11 protein-coding genes and 1 pseudogene are annotated in these 16,227 nt (G+C 39.8%); 5 read left to right on the forward strand and 7 right to left on the reverse strand.

Annotated elements, in window-relative coordinates:
* Positions 1–182: 182 nt before the first annotated feature.
* Positions 183–2,195 carry a penicillin-binding transpeptidase domain-containing protein gene (locus WQ54_RS09240; protein ID WP_197089573.1) on the reverse strand — a complete coding sequence of 671 codons (2,013 nt, stop codon included), beginning with the start codon at positions 2,193–2,195 and terminating at the stop codon, positions 183–185.
* Positions 2,196–2,714: 519 nt separating this feature from the next.
* On the opposite strand from WQ54_RS09240, the gene WQ54_RS31835 reads away from it, so the two are divergent.
* The 3 genes from WQ54_RS31835 (at position 2,715) to WQ54_RS09255 (ending at position 6,835) form a co-directional block, all read left to right on the forward strand.
* Positions 2,715–4,394 (forward strand): NucA/NucB deoxyribonuclease domain-containing protein, encoded by a 1,680-nt coding sequence (locus WQ54_RS31835; RefSeq protein ID WP_052737728.1) that lies wholly within the window; start codon positions 2,715–2,717, stop codon positions 4,392–4,394.
* Between the two features lie 235 nt (positions 4,395–4,629).
* On the forward strand, positions 4,630–5,016 hold the full coding sequence (locus WQ54_RS09250) for a BlaI/MecI/CopY family transcriptional regulator (RefSeq protein ID WP_046515361.1): 387 nt from the start codon (positions 4,630–4,632) through the stop codon (positions 5,014–5,016).
* 1 nt (position 5,017) lies between these two features.
* Positions 5,018–6,835, forward strand: a complete 1,818-nt coding sequence (locus WQ54_RS09255; RefSeq protein WP_046515364.1) for a BlaR1 family beta-lactam sensor/signal transducer — start codon at positions 5,018–5,020, stop codon at positions 6,833–6,835.
* 450 nt (positions 6,836–7,285) lie between these two features.
* Here WQ54_RS09255 and WQ54_RS09260 read toward each other — a convergent pair whose 3' ends face one another.
* The 4 genes from WQ54_RS09260 to WQ54_RS09275 all read right to left on the reverse strand — a co-directional run bounded on the left by WQ54_RS09260 (position 7,286) and on the right by WQ54_RS09275 (position 13,637).
* Positions 7,286–8,527 (reverse strand): NADP-dependent malic enzyme, encoded by a 1,242-nt coding sequence (locus tag WQ54_RS09260; RefSeq protein ID WP_046515367.1) that lies wholly within the window; start codon positions 8,525–8,527, stop codon positions 7,286–7,288.
* 260 nt (positions 8,528–8,787) lie between these two features.
* Positions 8,788–9,276 (reverse strand): acyl-CoA thioesterase, encoded by a 489-nt coding sequence (locus tag WQ54_RS09265; RefSeq protein ID WP_046515370.1) that lies wholly within the window; start codon positions 9,274–9,276, stop codon positions 8,788–8,790.
* A 151-nt stretch (positions 9,277–9,427) separates the two neighbouring features.
* Positions 9,428–10,675 (reverse strand): 2-oxoglutarate dehydrogenase complex dihydrolipoyllysine-residue succinyltransferase, encoded by a 1,248-nt coding sequence (gene odhB, locus WQ54_RS09270; protein WP_046515373.1) that lies wholly within the window; start codon positions 10,673–10,675, stop codon positions 9,428–9,430.
* An 82-nt stretch (positions 10,676–10,757) separates the two neighbouring features.
* Positions 10,758–13,637, reverse strand: coding sequence for a 2-oxoglutarate dehydrogenase E1 component (locus WQ54_RS09275; RefSeq protein WP_046515378.1), 2,880 nt, complete (start codon positions 13,635–13,637; stop codon positions 10,758–10,760).
* Between the two features lie 167 nt (positions 13,638–13,804).
* Here WQ54_RS09275 and WQ54_RS09280 point away from each other — a divergent pair, with 167 nt between their 5' ends.
* On the forward strand, positions 13,805–14,707 hold the full coding sequence (locus tag WQ54_RS09280) for a LysR family transcriptional regulator (RefSeq protein WP_046515381.1): 903 nt from the start codon (positions 13,805–13,807) through the stop codon (positions 14,705–14,707).
* Positions 14,708–14,817: 110 nt separating this feature from the next.
* On the opposite strand, the pseudogene WQ54_RS09285 reads toward WQ54_RS09280, so the two are convergent.
* Positions 14,818–15,024 (reverse strand): annotated as a pseudogene (locus tag WQ54_RS09285) (6-phospho-beta-glucosidase); the annotation flags it as partial.
* 44 nt (positions 15,025–15,068) lie between these two features.
* Positions 15,069–15,434 carry a helix-turn-helix domain-containing protein gene (locus tag WQ54_RS09290; protein WP_046515385.1) on the reverse strand — a complete coding sequence of 122 codons (366 nt, stop codon included), beginning with the start codon at positions 15,432–15,434 and terminating at the stop codon, positions 15,069–15,071.
* Positions 15,435–15,580: 146 nt separating this feature from the next.
* Between WQ54_RS09290 and hxlA the strand changes: the two genes are divergently transcribed.
* Positions 15,581–16,222, forward strand: coding sequence for a 3-hexulose-6-phosphate synthase (gene hxlA, locus WQ54_RS09295; RefSeq protein ID WP_046515388.1), 642 nt, complete (start codon positions 15,581–15,583; stop codon positions 16,220–16,222).
* Positions 16,223–16,227: the final 5 nt, after the last annotated feature.

A 16,227-nucleotide genomic window follows, 5' to 3' on the forward strand; every position in this document is an offset into this window, starting at 1 on the left:
AGACGCTTTATCATAGACTTTTCTTTCCATTCCCCACAGAGTTCCGGCCTTCAGACGCTTTATCATAGACTTTTCTTTCCATTCCCCACGGAGTTTCGGCCTTCAGACGCTTTATGAAGGACCTTTCTATCGCTTCCTCACGGGGTTTTGGCATTCAGACGCTTTATGAAGGACCTCCCTTTCTAATTTTGTAAGTAATCACTCAATATATTTCGGCCAATAGGGATCGCCGCACTGCTTCCGCCTTTCTCCTTTACATCTTCAAGCACGATAGCAAGAGAGATGGCAGAGGAATCGATATCTGTGGCAACGAACCAGCCATTTTCAGTTCCACCCTCATCAGCTTGCGATGCTTTTATTTCTGCCGTACCTGTTTTTCCGGCTAATTGAACTCCTTCAATGTTGGCAGCGCTCGCTGTTCCGCCTTGCTCTTGAATAACGGCAGAAAATGCTTGCTGCATTGTCGCTAGATGCTCAGCAGAGATGGCCGCTTCCTTCCACACCTCAGCCTTATGACCTTTTGTTTGAATAAGTGATGGTGCCATGATATGCCCATCGTTTGACAAAGCACTATACGCAAGAGCAATATTTAGGGATGTTACCATGATTTCGCCTTGTCCATAACCTGAATCAGCAAGCAGGATCTCACGGCTGATGCTTCCATCATTTGAAATTTGGCTGGTGCTTAATGGATACCCCACATCAAGCTCTTCCCCAATCCCGAATTGTTTCGCTCCGGCAATGAAAGCATCACTTCCCAAATCAAGTGCACTCATTGCAAAATAAATATTATCTGAATGCTTCACAGCCGCTTTTAAGTTGACAGCTGATTGGTTATTCACTCGTGTAATGCTATAGTTGCCCCAAGAACTGTCTTTCTTCCATGATCGTCCATTGATGGCGATTTGCTTTGCCGGATCGATTGTTCTTTTTTCAAGACCTGTTGCAGCTGTCATTAATTTAAAAACGGAGCCTGGTGAGTACAATTTACTGAATCGATTTTCTTCATCCGCAAATTGGCTTTCCTCACGCCCTTGTTGTTCCTTTCTTGTTATATAGGTTGTGTAACGATTGGCATTATAAGAAGGCGAACTAACAAGAGCCAGAACCTCACCCGTCGTTGGCTGAACAGCTGCGGCCGAACCTTTTGCTCCCTTCATTTCATCATAAATATTCATTTGCAAATCAAAGTCAATGGATAACTGAAGATCCCGGCCATTTTGCGGCTCTTGTTTTGCAATGATCCCTTCCCTTAATCCCTCTCTTTCTATATAAATCTCCGCGCCATCTATTCCTCTTAATGTATCTTCATATACCTGCTCAAGGCCTGCTTTTCCAAGAAGCGAAGTCGAATGATACCCTTTTTCTTTGTTCTTTTCCAATTCCTCAGCCGTAATGCTTCCTATATAGCCAACCAGTCTCCCGAATGCTTCGTGATCTGCATAAACCCTTGAATTTTTACTGTTAACGAAAATGCCGTCTTCCCCTCTTTCTTGTAACATTGCTGCTTTTTCATCATCAGGAAGAAGATCAACAATTGGTACAAAATAGTTTGGATTTGAATTTTCATCTAGTTTTTTCTTAATATTTTCTTCACCAATATCTAATACAGCTGCCAATTCCCTTATTTTTTCTTCTCGATTGTGTTTGTCAAATACAGCGGGATTGATGCCAACTGTTTTAAGTTCGCCATCCTTTGCAAGAGGATAACCATTTCGATCAAGAATACTTCCTCTAGTTGCTTTTATTGTCCTAACCCTGACCTTATCTCCTTTTTCCATCGCAGGGAAAATCAAGCTCTCATCCCATTGGACCTTCCATTTCCCATCCTCTTTTACTAACATTAACTGATAATCAGACCGGTTCACTTGTCCAGCTGCTGTATCCATCTCCACTGAAAAAGGAATCACATTGTTTTTGTTTTCCCTTTCAATTTCATTTTTTACGACCTTAAGATCTCTTGCTTGGATACCAGAGTAGATATTTGTATATTTGGTCACAAAATCTTCTTCAGTTATGTACTCCTTTGATTCTGTTGATAATAAATCGTACAGTTTATGGTATTCCTGATTTGATAACAGATCAGAAAACTGTTCAAATGCTTCTGCTTGTTTCCTCTCATTTGAGCAACCAAACAAAAGGATGGAACAAACCATAATAAAAAACAGCAGAAAAATGAGCTTCTTCTTGTTCACTTGATTACCTCCTTACACTTGCCATTCTATTTAATGAATACATTACACTTTTAAAACTTACATTTGTAATCTTTTAGAATTATTACACGCGTAAGTTTTAAAGTCAATATTTTTCTTACAAACGTAAGTTTTAGGATAAAATAAAGGCAGGCTAGTTTTTGTTGTTTTTAAGATTCATGTTCTTTTGGAAGGTAGAATTAATGAACGAGTCTTTAGCGGTCAGTGTGGGCAATTTTACTGTTACTTCCTGAAAATTAACTCTATATGAAAATAGCTTTATTCTCTACTCCAGAATATTGTTCTTTAAACATGCTCAGGTCTTTTGAATCGGCTACCCTTCTTCCTATTTAAATAGTATCTTATTAAAAAATATAGGTTGTTAGCATTATTTAATTTGGAATGTATTGCCAAATATTTTTTTTTGTAGTAACCTGTCAGCGATTTAAATCGCACTGATTTAGAGTGGACTAGTCCATTGGTAGTAAACAGCTGTTATCATTTAATAAGGGAGGAATTGTGATGTCTATGTTAAACAAGCGTTTTTTATCAATTGTCCTTGTTATGCTTATGACCCTTGGCATTCTTGCCCCTGCACAGACACAAGCAATTACAGACGGCGGAGCATATTGGGTTCCAGACGACAAGATCCAGAAAGCAACCGAACTGATGAAGCAAGGAAAATCCATCGAAGAGCTTGAAATCAAACAAGATCAAATCCAGCAAAAAGAAGGCATTCAGACATTGGATAAATTAATGGAGATAGACCAGCAAAGTAAAGCGACATACAGAGCGGACTTAGCCCCTCCGATCAAGACGGCAGCCGGTTGGGTCCCCCCGGAATTTGACTATGATCACATCCAGACTGTAGATGAATGCCGGAGAAGTCCTGACAGCAGTTCAGAAACAGGGTTTATCAAGAATCGTTATTCCTTCTGTTGGTCACATGTGGCAACATATCAAGTACCGATCAAATGCGTCGCAGGGTTCTGTATAAACGCCGGAGTTCAATTTCAATTCACGGAAATAGGGTATGGTTCCAACCAAAGCCGGAACATGAGAGTCTATTATACTCTTGATGATATCATCGTGACCCATCCATCTTTAAATGGAGCCAAGTTGGAAATCGATATGGTATGTGAAGCAAAAGTAAACCCTGGTGATTGTAAAGAGGATCCCGACTATCCAGCTACGGAACGAACGATCGCCCAATGGAAAAATTCAAACTTCAGTACAGAAATCTTCACCTCAGAAGCGCCCCCGGCAACTGATGAAAATCCTGACCAGTTGGGATACATGGAATTTTGGCCGAAACTCACCCTTACCCATTCAGCAAGAAAATTCAAAAAAAGCATAGATGGCATCAAACAGACCGTCCGTTTTGATTCTGCAAAATACATGTTCGCTTTCCCTAATGAATATTTCCCGCAAGGAGCCGTATTCAGCAAAGCGACACCGGTCTTCAATGTCCCGGTCACAAAACCGGAATTCGAAATGCTAACGGAAGCCGGCCAGCATTGGAAATACGCGATGGACAACCCGGAACAGACTAAGCCTCAAATGATTGGAAAGAAAATCCCGGGTGCTGTAGGAGACAGTACACTGACACGTATGTATCCGAGACGTCATCAGGAGGAATACAACCAAAACAGGAACAAAACAAGAAGGATTTGTGACCGGGAGTTCGCAGGTGAGGATCGGACAGGCAAGCAGTGTGACGAATTTCCTTTCGCTTCCACCTGGCAAGGTTCATCGACGAACGGATCGGATAATTTTTCTGTCAGAATGATTTCCGCTGATTCAAACGGTGCTGCAGGAACATGGCTCGGTGCCTGGTACGCCTATGACCGGATTCTGGATGGAGACGCTTTTCATGTTGAGGTTGAGGCCCCTGAGAAAATCGCGACGATCCGTTCGGAAGGTCAGCCTCAGGAAGGCCAAGATAACCGATCAAGTGATAATTTTACGATCGGAAACATCCCTTCTTACGCGACCAAGTTACAATGGAAAATCGTCGACGGTCCTAAAGATGCAAAATTCGATGTCATGAAGGACATCAGCCTCGGTGTCGACGAAACAATCTTCTATGATCTTACAGACGGATCTGAGACAGAAATCAAAACGAGCGAAGATTTTTACATCGCCAGACCGGAAAACACCAATGGAAAAAGCTTCACAGTCGAAGTCTATGCAATCCCTTAATCATAATAAAAAATTTAGTTGAATAAAATTGTCGGAAGAGCTTGGGGGCTTCAATCTAAGCTCTTTTGACTATGTATATACTAGTAACTAATACCAATTCCCCCTATAAAAAAATCTTCTAGCACTCTCTCTTTCAGAGATCGGTAAACCTTAGATAGGACCATACTCTCGTTGACTTAAAAATAGCCCAACGTTATAATCAAACTATTACAATCGTAAGTTTAGGATGGTTGATATGAAAAAATTACCGCAAATATCTGAAGCAGAATTAGAAGTTATGAAAGTCATTTGGAAGCACCCTTCGATTAATACGAATGAGGTAATTGAAAAATTATCTAAAACAAGTAAATGGAGTCCTAAAACCATTCAAACGATGCTGCTTAGGCTATTAAAAAAAGGTGCCTTGAGTCATCATAAGGAAGGCCGTGTCTTTGTTTACACGCCAAATGTAGCTGAAAGTGATTACCTGGAAGTAGAAAGCCGCAGCTTTCTAAATCGTTTTTATAATGGAGCACTCAACTCAATGGTGTTAAACTTTCTCGAAAACGATAAGCTGTCAGATGATGAGATTAATGAACTGTATCAAATATTAGAAGAACGAAAAAACAGGAAGCAGGAATAATATGGGAAACTCTTTCTTCTCTCTCTTTTTCATCTGTAATATCCTACTATGTGTGATGTTTGGTGTCATCCTGTTCATTAAAAAACTAGGAAAAAACCATATTACGGCTAGAACCCAATATGTGATCAGTGTCATTTCCCTTTTGCCATTGCTGATTCCATTTGTACCCTATCAAACTCTTAACACATCCACCTTTTTTGACTGGGTGATGAATATAGGAGAACAGCAGTCTTCATTATCTGAAATCAATTCTGCGGGTAAGGCAGCAGAGCCAATGACACAGAATGGTAATGTACTGCAGGATTTTTCGATGTCTGTTAACCAATCGCCATTTCAATTAATGGATACTATTTTTTTCATTGTCTGGATCCTTGGAATTGCTGGCATGCTGTTGGCTACATTCTTCAGCAACCGAGAAATCAGCAAAATCAAAAAGAGTCTTCACATCGTTTCCAATGAAGAATTAACAGCGCTTTTTAAATCATGTAAACAGGAATTACATGTACAGAAAAACATCGTTCTCGGAGCATCATCATTAATTCGATCACCGATTACCTTTGGTCTGTTTCGTCCATACATTGTCCTGCCAAAGGATTGGCCTTCTCTATCAATAGATGAGATGAGATGTGTCCTTCTTCATGAACTGTACCACTGCAAGCATCGGGACATGATCGTAAATTACTTTAGCTGCCTGTTTAGAGCGGTGTATTGGTTTAATCCATTTGTGTGGTATTTTTTAAGAGAATTAAAGACAGAAATGGAGATTTATTGTGATCATGCCGTGTTAAAAACACTGGATCAGGAATCGCAATTCAAATATGGTGAAGTTATTTTAAAATTTGCTTCTCTTAAGCAACAAAGCTCCTCTTTGATAGCTGCTTCGGAAATAAGCAGCTCATACAAACAAACGAAAAGACGGATTGTAAATATCGCCAATTTTCAAGCGGCATCACTGCAGGTGAAAATAAAAAGTGTGTTCGTATTTATTCTTGTTTTTACAGTCATTATAATGAGTATTCCTTCTTTATCCGTATTGGCTGTTAACAAAAATACCCATGCTTTTCCTAAAACAAATGTTGTCTACAAAGATTACAGCAGCTTGTTTGATGAATTTTCTGGAAGCTTTGTTCTCTATGATTCAAAAAAGAACATGTATACCATTCACAATAAAGAAGAGAGTACAACGAGACTTACACCTAATTCTACTTATAAGATCTACAGCGGCTTGTTTGCCCTTGAATCCGGGATTATTACAAAGAATAATTCTGCATTGAAATGGGATGGGACACAGCATGAGTATGATGAGTGGAATCAAGATCAGGATTTATTCTCTGCGATGAAACGCTCCACGACATGGTATTTCCAAAATCTTGATCAACAACTAGGTAAGAAGAAATTAGAGCAGTACGTTGAAAGAATCGATTATGGCAATGGAGATCTCTCAAGTGATATCACCACGTATTGGATGGATGGAACGCTAAAAATCTCACCTATTGAGCAAGTCGATTTATTGAAAAAGTTTTACCAAAATGACTTTGGATTTGGGCAAGCAAATATCCAAACGATAAAAGACGCAATATATTTAGAAGAAGCAAATGACAAACGATTATCAGGTAAAACAGGAACCTCTATTGTAAACGGAGAAGATATTGATGGATGGTTTGTCGGCTATGTGGAAACAGCAGATAATACGTATTTCTTTGCAACCCATATTCAGGGAGAAAAGCAGGCAGGCGGAAGCTCTGCTGCGGAGGTTGCGCTTTCGATTTTGACGGAGGAAGGGATTTACGACTCAAGTTCTGCTAGGAAAAATAAATAAAGATTTTTATTCATTCTTAATCCGCAGATGTGTGTCTGCGGTTTTTTCTTTTTAAAAATATCAATGGACCTTGATTAAGGTTTCTCCTCCGATCTCTCAACTTAGGTCCATTTATTAAATTTAGATATATCATTGTTAATGATATACTCCAGCAAATAAAATCAGGAAAATGAGTAAAATGTCAAAAAAGTAGTTACTATTAATGAAAACTAGTGTATCTTTTGCAAAACAAAAAAAAGCTTCAATCTTATTAAAAAGAATGGAAGCTTTTTCACCTTTTTTTAATTCACTTTCCTACTGTCTATAAAACCTGGAACGACCATCCCCCCAAAAAAAGAACCACCTTTAAAATACGGCGGTTCATATGAAATGAAAAAAGCTTTTGGGGCACAGTCCTTCTTCTTTCTTTGTCTCTATCCCAATCATCATTTTGGAATGAAATAACCTTTATTAAACACTTACAGTCTTTTCTGCCAAAGGTAATAGACGCTTTTTGATTTCATCTGCATCTACATGCTTTTGCGCAACACCCGATTCTATTGCAGCTTCAGCAACAGCTGCCGCTACATAAGCAGCCACTCTTTTGTCAAATGGATCTGGAATGACATAATCGCTATGAAGGTCTTCCTCATCAATTAATCCAGCAATCGCATAAACAGCTGCAAGCTTCATTTCTTCATTGATTTCTTTCGCGTGAACATCTAAAGCTCCCCGAAAAATACCAGGGAAGGCGAGTACATTATTGACCTGGTTCGGAAAATCCGAACGTCCTGTTCCTACTACCAACGCCCCCGATTCTTTTGCCTCCTGAGGCATAATCTCGGGGACAGGATTCGCCATGGCAAAAATGATTGGATCTTGATTCATTGAACGAACCATTTCTTTTGTAATAGCACCTGCTGCTGAGACTCCCACAAATACATCTGCCCCCACAAGTGCATCTGCTAATACACCTTGTTTTTGTTCGCTATTGGTCATGCGGGCCATTTCCTCTTTAAATAGGTTCATTCCCACATGGCGACCATCATAAATGATTCCTTTTGTATCACATAAAACAACATCTTTTACACCCATGTGAAGAAGCAGCTTTACAATGGCCACACCTGCAGCACCTGCACCATTTACGACAACATTGATATCTTCAATCCTTTTATCTGCTAATTTTAAAGCGTTAATTAACCCCGCAGCTGTTACAATGGCTGTACCATGCTGGTCATCGTGAAAAATTGGAATCTGACATGCTTTTCGTAAACGATCCTCAATTTCAAAACATTGTGGTGCTGCAATGTCCTCTAAATTGACTCCGCCAAACGTCGGCTCCAATAATTTAACCACTTCAACAATTTTATCCGGATCAGTTGTATCTAGACAAATAGGGAAGGCATCCACATCAGCAAATGACTTGAATAACAATGACTTACCTTCCATAACCGGCATGGCTGCTTTCGGACCAATATTGCCAAGGCCAAGTACAGCTGTTCCGTTCGAGACAACCGCAACAAGATTTCCCTTCATGGTATAGTCATACACTTTGCTTTCATCCTCATGGATTTCTATACAAGGCTCAGCTACTCCTGGTGAATACGCTAGACTTAAATCTTTTGCATTTCGTACAGCCACTTTAGAGTGGACACCTAGCTTTCCTTGATTTTCTTTATGCATCTGTAATGATTCTTCACGTAATGTGGACATCTTATGCCTCTCCTTTTATTAGTTTAGTAGATATCGATTTTATATATGAAATAAGGACTCTTCGCACTTTATTAACCTGGAAAAAGGCGGAACAACTACACCGCTTTTCCTTACACCCAACCTGGATTATTGATAAAAATGAGCTAGGTGAAAAGGAGATATATCTTTGCATTTCAATCCGTTTTCCTCTTTTATCATGCAAAATTTATTGTCATCATGATGATTCAACACCAAACTGATTTCTGCCTTAGCCAAAACCATTACCTGATATGTAAATCCCACGGCTGATTTGTTGTTAAAAACGCAGCTAATTCCTTACTCTTTTGTTTTCTTTCTTTACGCATTCTCGCTCTCTCTGGCGCGGTTTCATGTAACTTTCTCTCTTCTTCTGTTTCCGGAATCACTTGTGGAACCCGGGTTGGACGCTTTTGTTCATCAAGTGCGACAAAAGTTAAGAGGGCAGTCGCTGCTATTTTACGTTTACCGGTTTTTAAATCTTCTGCTATTATTTTTACAAATACCTCCATAGACGATGTACCTGTCCATGTCACATAGGATTCGAAACAGACTGAATCTGTTGAAGCCGTTACACATTCTCTCCTGCTGTGACGCGCTGCAGAAATGGAAGCGATTTGGTCCACATCACTCATTAGCCTTCCTCCAAATAACGTATTATGATTATTTACATCATTTGGAAACACCCGACTTGTTCGTATCACTCGTGATTCTTTGCAATATTTTGCTTCCATACATACATCCCCTTAAAACATATCAATCGATTGACGCTATGTTGCACCCCGCTTATGACATGGATTGCTTTGAAAACTTATTTTAGCTTCCCTATTAGAATCAAGCGGTCCTTATAGAGAAGCTAAATTAATCTATCATTTTATATAAATTTTACCCTTCTAATAATAAAGATTCCGGATCCTCCAACAGCTCCTTTATCGTAGCCAGGAAGCTAACAGCTTCTTTTCCATCGACAATGCGATGATCATAAGAAAGAGCAATATACATCATTGGACGGTTTTCTATTCGGTCATGATCGATAGCGATCGGTCTTGTTTGAATCTTATGCATACCGAGAATCCCTACCTGCGGAGCGTTTAAGATCGGAGTTGACATTAATGATCCAAATACTCCGCCATTTGTAATGGTAAATGTACCGCCTTGTAAATCTTTTAATGACAGGGCATTGTCTCGTGCTTTTTTGCCGAGATTGCTAATATCTCTTTCAATTTCAGCGAAGCTTTTTTGATTCGCATCACGCACAACCGGCACAACCAATCCCTCCGGAGCTGCTACTGCGATTCCAATATCATAAAATTTCTTGACGACAAGCTCATCCCCTTGAATTTCAGCATTCAAAAGCGGATATTTCTTTAAAGCGGCTACAACGGCTTTTGTAAAAAACGACATGAATCCTAGGCGAACATCATGTTTTTCAAAAAAGGCATCTTTACGTTTTTTGCGTAAGTCCATAACGGCCGTCATATCGACTTCGTTAAACGTTGTTAACATCGCAGCAGTATGCTGGACTTCAACGAGACGTTTGGCAATGGTTTGACGACGGCGTGACATTTTTATACGTTCCATCGGTTTGTTAATTTCAGGATAAGCTTGTTTTGCAGCTGGATTTGAACCGGTCTTTTCTAATTTTGGCTCTTCTTTTGCAACAGGTGTCTGCGTGTGTGCTTTCACATCGTGCGGTCTGATTCTGCCAAGTGGATCACTGCTGACGACTTGTGTTAAATCAATGCCTAGTTCTCTTGCTAATTTTCGTGCCGAAGGCGAAGCAATCGGTTGGGCTGCTTTTGGAAGTTCTGGCGTTGGCGGGGTACTTGCAGGCTGCACCGCTTCTGGTACCGATTTTTCCGGAGCTGCTGGAACAGCTGGTGCTTCACCTTCTGCAACTTTGTCTTCTAAAATGGCGATTACATCTCCTACTTCTACTGTATCTCCAGGCTCCTTTAGTACCTTTGTTACGACACCTGTGTATTCTGTGTTTACTTCTAAATTGACTTTGTCTGTTTCCAGTTCTACTACACTATCACCTTTGGTCACTTTATCACCAATCGTAACGAGCCATTCTAAAATGGTTCCCTCTGTAATGGATTCTGCTAGATCTGGTACTTTGATTTCAAACATGCAGCTTCTCCTCCCGGCCTTCTTGTCTGCCTTTTTTATAATGTGTTTGCTTTTCTGGTTTGTGTTGATTCGTTTATAACATCTATATTCCTTGTTTCTGTGTATCTGCTAGACTTTCAATTGTCAATGATTGTTGGACAATGCGTTCCTGTTCTTTTTTATGAACCAGCGGGTCACCGCCTGCAGGGCTGGAATGGTCCGGACGTCCGATATACCCTACTTTTAAGTTTCCAGAAGCGAGCTCAAACAGGATAGGAGCGATGTAATGCCATGATCCCATATTTTTCGGTTCTTCCTGAACCCAGACCATTTCTTCTAAGTTCGGATAACGCTGTAAGATTGCTTTCACTTCTTCATTAGGAAATGGATACAATTGTTCGATGCGAATGATGTGTATCTCATCAAGGCTTTGATTTTCTTTTGTTACTTCCAATTGGGAAGCCAAATCAATTGCCATTTTACCTGTTGTTAATACTAGACGCTTCACTTTGTTTACTTTAGTACCAAGCTGAGGCTGTTCCACCACCATTTTAAAATGACCATCGCTAAGCTCAGTGCCAACAGAAGCAGTTAGTGGATGACGCAACAGGCTTTTCGGTGTCATAATCACTAATGGCCGCACAAACTCGGTTCCTAAAATAGCAGCCTGACGACGTAAAATATGAAAATATTGCGCCGAACTTGTTAAATTCGCCACTGTCCAGTTGTTTTCAGCTGCCAATTGTAAAAAGCGTTCCTGACGAGCACTGGAGTGTTCAGGTCCTTGGCCCTCATAACCATGAGGCAGCAGGAGGACCAGCCCTGATTTTTGTCCCCATTTCGCTCTCCCTGCGGAAATGAATTGATCAAAGAACGGCTGGGCGGTGTTGGCGAAGTCACCGTATTGCGCTTCCCAGATTACAAGTGTTTCAGGTGCAAATACATTGTAGCCATATTCAAAACCGATAACTCCCGCCTCAGACAGAGGGCTATTGTGAACGGCAAACGAAGCCTGAGCTTGCGGGATACGGTGTAAAGGTGAAAAGGTTTCGTTTGTTTTGGTATCATGCAGTACGATGTGACGCTGCGCAAACGTTCCGCGCTCCGAATCCTGACCAGTTAGACGAATTGGCGTGCCCTCTTTTAGCAACGTCGCGAATGCCAGGGTTTCCGCTACCCCCCATTCTACTTTTCCGTTTTGTTCTAGTGCATTTTCACGACGTTCCAGAATACGTTTTAATTTTGGATACACATGAAAGCCTTCTGGCCATTTCAGCAAATCCTTATTTAATTCACGAAGGGCATCAAGCTGAACCTTTGTTTCAATACTTGGAATTCCTTTGGCAATTACCCCTGGTACCTTTACTTCTTCAACTGGTTCCTCTTGCTTTTTCCCTGACGCTTTTTCATATTCGGCTTTCAAGGTTTCTTGCACGCGGCGATCGAGTTGTTGTATTTCTTCTTGATCGAGAGTGCCGTTTGCTATTAATTGATTCGCATATAATGCTCTTACGGTTGGATGTTTTGTCACTTTTTTGTACACCTGCGGCTGGGTGACCGCTGGATCATCCATTTCATTATGTCCAAATCGCCGATATCCGACTAAGTCAATCAAAAAGTCTTTTTGGAATCGTACCCGGTATTGATAGGCAAGATAGACGGCTGCCAGACAAGCTTCTGGATCATCGGCATTCACATGTACAACAGGTATTTCGTATCCTTTCGCAAGGTCACTCGCATATCTTGTGAAACGGGAATCATGGCTGTCTGTCGTAAAGCCTACCATGTTGTTGGCAATAATATGGATGGTTCCGCCGGTTCGATATCCTTTTAACCCCGCTAAATTCAAGGTTTCGGCCACAATCCCCTGACCAGGAAATGCCGCATCACCATGGACTAAAATCGCAAATGCTTTTGAAGTATCCTGTTTAGGGTAGCCGGCTTGATGACGTTCTTCTTGAGCGGCTCTGGCAAATCCCTCAACAACCGGATCGACAAATTCAAGGTGGCTCGGGTTATTCGCTAAGGTAATGCGGGTACGAACTGCACCGGAGCCTTCCATGAATCGGTTTCTGCCTAAATGGTATTTCACATCCCCCGTCCATCCCTCACTTATATCGAGCAAATCTCCTGACGGACCTTGTGGTTTTGCGGAGGAGTGCTGAAATTCAGAGAAAATCATATGATAAGGTTTTTCCAACACATGAGCCAGGACACTTAAACGTCCGCGGTGGGCCATTCCAATCATGACATTGTGTATCCCCTCCGCTGCCCCTTTATTAACCGCTTCCTCGAGCATCGGCACCAGCATGTCGACCCCTTCAATCGAGAATCGTTTTTGACCAACAAATGTTTTGTGTAAAAACTGTTCAAATCCTTCGACTTCCGCCAGCCGCTCTAACAAGTTTTTACGTTCTTCTTTTGAAAGCGCACGTTTTAAAGCACCGCTTTCTACCATCTGAGTTAACCAATTTCGCTCTTCCATATTGTGTACATGACCGAACTCGTAGGCTAAAGAGCCCGTGTAAGCATTCTTTAATTGGCTTACTGCATCAAATGCGGTGTGAATACCTGTTGGAGCATCTGTCCATACCAGTTCAGCTGGAATCGCTTTCAAATCTTCCTCAATTAAGCCATATTGTTCAGGAGTTGGTACAAGGTCATCATTTTCATTCTTTTCTAAAGGGTTAATTCGCGCGCCTAAATGTCCATACGAACGGATGTCATCAAGCAGTTTTACTGTTTTTATTATTTTTTTTGTACCTGCCAGATCGCTTAAAACAGGACTTGAACTTTCTGCACGTTGTTGAATCTGTTTTTCTCCAACAAATAAAGGAGGACCCCAGCTTACAAAAAGCTCCTTTAATTCTGGACTAACGTTGTCAGCATCTTTTACATAAAGCTCATATTGTTCCATGACATAGCCAAGGTTCGGACCATGGAAATTATCCCAAGGATATTGTTGATTTTTTTGTATTGTCAATTACAATACCTCCATTGATTCGTTACTTCTTATATTTTGTTTTGCATGATTATAAAATAAGTATTCATTGCTTACGGATAAGGATAATGCAATAATTGAAATAAATAAAATACCGAAAATTTATATATAAATATAAAAAAAAATATATCGCAAGGATTGGGGAAATAATGGATTACCGTGATTGGGAAATACTGAAGGTTCTTTATAGCCAAAAAAATATAACAAAAGCAGCCAGGCTTTTATTTATTACCCAACCTGCATTAACAAACCGTTTAAAGCATATGCAGGAAGAACTGGGTGTTAAAATCGTAACCCGTGAAAGCAGAGGAGTTCATTTTACTCCTCAAGGAGAATATCTTGTCCATTGTGCGGAGGAGGCTCTTGCTCATTATCAAAAGGTCAAAGAAACTGTCCAAAATATGAGTAATAATGCCAGTAATGAAGTAGTAGGAACATTAAAATTAGGTGTATCTAATTTTTTTGCAAACTATGAGCTTCCCTATATTTTGAAATTATTTAAAGCTCAATATCCCCATGTAGAATTTAAGGTGATTACAGGATGGAGCAGAGACGTCACTCAACTGATCCACAATAAAGATGTTCATATCAGCTTTATTCGAGGAGACTATGGTTGGAGAGGATTATTGAAACATCTATTATTTGAAGAAACAATCTGTATTACATCAAAGGAAGAAATAGATATTTCGGAACTCCCACATCTTCCAAAGATTGAATATAAAGGGGATTACTTATTAAAATCAATAGAAGATCATTGGTGGGCTGAAAACTATGCTCAAGAACCCTTTATTAGTATAGCAGTCGACCAAGTTGATACCTGTAAGCAAATGGTGATCAATGGTTTAGGGTATGGGATCTTGTCCAGCAGGGTACTTACTGGGATTGATGACTTATATAAAATAGAATTAACTGATCAGAATGGAGATCCTATCATGCGAAGAACGTGGATGTATTACCACGAGGAATCGCTAGAATGGAATGTTGTTAAGGCCTTCGTAAATTTCATTAAAAATTTCGATTGGAAAGAGAAAGGAATCATTGGTTCTGATTAAAAATACTATAAAACAAAGGGAAAGATGAAAATCAAAATTCACCTTTCCCTTTGTTTTGTGCTTGATCCTTATTTTCTATTACTTATAAAGGATTAGGGTACACAGCGATCTTACACTTCTGCTGTTTGGAAAAACTGTGGTAAATGCTCCTTATGTGCTTCTAGCATTTCATCCAAAATCGCTTTACCCACTTTATCAGAAGGAACTAGTGGTTTTATTGTCATGGCTAGTAAAGCTGTATCGTAGTTTCCTTTTACTGCTCCCCGTTCAAATGATTTAATTTGTTGCACTAACCCTCTAACAGCAACTGTTATTTCATTACCTTGGCCTTGTTAGAAACTTGGCTTATATTGCAAATGAATTATTTAATAGCATCCTCTGTGAATGTTGTGTGCTCTAAATATTTTTCCCGATAATTCTTTCCCCATTCATACATTGACTCAAGAATAGGCATTAATGTCTTCCCCTGGTCGGTGAGGGAGTATTCTACTTTCGGAGGTACCACTGGATATACTTCTCGATGGACAATCAAATCTTCTTCAAGTTCTCTTAATTGATTGACTAACATACGTTGAGTAATTCCTGGGATTAATGATTTTAATTGGTTAAAGCGAAGTGTTCCATCCTTTCCTAAATGCCACATGATTAACATCTTCCATTTTCCGCCAATTACATTTAACGTTAATTCTTTTTCACAATTAAATATTTTCTCGTCAAAACGGCTCATCTGTTCCTCCTTTTGTCTCACTTTAGCAATAAGTATACTTTTAGACACTATATGATTTAAAAGTGCGTACTTTTTTTCTTGAACAATTCAAATATAATTGAAACTGTAAGAAAATTCAAACAACCTAATTGAAGGGGGAATAAATAATGGAATTACAACTAGCATTAGATTTAGTGAATATCGAAGAAGCAAAACAAGTAGTAAGTGAAGTTCAAGACTTCATTGATATTGTCGAAATTGGTACACCTGTCGTTATTAACGAAGGACTAAGAGCTGTAAAAGAAGTAAAAGAGGCATTCCCTTCCCTTACTGTTTTAGCAGATTTAAAAGTGATGGATGCTGGAGGCTATGAGGTAATGAAGGCTTCTGAAGCAGGTGCTGGCATTGTAACTATTCTTGGTGCTACAGATGATGCAACCATTAAAGGTGCTGTTGAAGAAGCAAAAAAACATGGAACAAAAATCCTAGTTGATATGATTAATGTGAAAGATATTGAACAACGTGCCAAAGAAATTGATTCTCTTGGTGTCGACTATATTTGTGTACATACAGGATATGATCTTCAAGCAGCAGGAGAAAATTCCTTTGAGCAATTACGCACAATCAAACGTGTTGTTTCGAACGCAAAGACTGCAGTAGCTGGTGGTATTAAATTAGAAACACTGCCAGAAGTCATTGCCGCTCAACCTGATTTAGTTATTATTGGCGGTGGAATCACCGGTAAAAATGATAAAAAAGCTGTCGCAGCTGAAATGCAAAAATTAGTAAAAGAAGCTACTTTAGTATAATAAGG

The sequence above is a fragment of the Bacillus sp. SA1-12 genome (assembly GCF_000981385.1).
Lineage (GTDB): Bacteria > Bacillota > Bacilli > Bacillales > Bacillaceae > Metabacillus.

What these genes read in the sequence shown, in the direction of transcription:
- WQ54_RS31835 (WP_052737728.1), top strand. Translation starts at nt 2,715, where the DNA reads ATGTCTATGTTAAACAAGCGTTTTTTATCAATTGTCCTTGTTATGCTT.
- WQ54_RS09250 (WP_046515361.1), top strand. Translation starts at nt 4,630, where the DNA reads ATGAAAAAATTACCGCAAATATCTGAAGCAGAATTAGAAGTTATGAAA.
- WQ54_RS09255 (WP_046515364.1), top strand. Translation starts at nt 5,018, where the DNA reads ATGGGAAACTCTTTCTTCTCTCTCTTTTTCATCTGTAATATCCTACTA.
- WQ54_RS09260 (WP_046515367.1), bottom strand. Translation starts at nt 8,527, where the DNA reads ATGTCCACATTACGTGAAGAATCATTACAGATGCATAAAGAAAATCAA.
- WQ54_RS09265 (WP_046515370.1), bottom strand. Translation starts at nt 9,276, where the DNA reads ATGGAAGCAAAATATTGCAAAGAATCACGAGTGATACGAACAAGTCGG.
- odhB (WP_046515373.1), bottom strand. Translation starts at nt 10,675, where the DNA reads ATGTTTGAAATCAAAGTACCAGATCTAGCAGAATCCATTACAGAGGGA.
- WQ54_RS09280 (WP_046515381.1), top strand. Translation starts at nt 13,805, where the DNA reads ATGGATTACCGTGATTGGGAAATACTGAAGGTTCTTTATAGCCAAAAA.
- WQ54_RS09290 (WP_046515385.1), bottom strand. Translation starts at nt 15,434, where the DNA reads ATGAGCCGTTTTGACGAGAAAATATTTAATTGTGAAAAAGAATTAACG.
- hxlA (WP_046515388.1), top strand. Translation starts at nt 15,581, where the DNA reads ATGGAATTACAACTAGCATTAGATTTAGTGAATATCGAAGAAGCAAAA.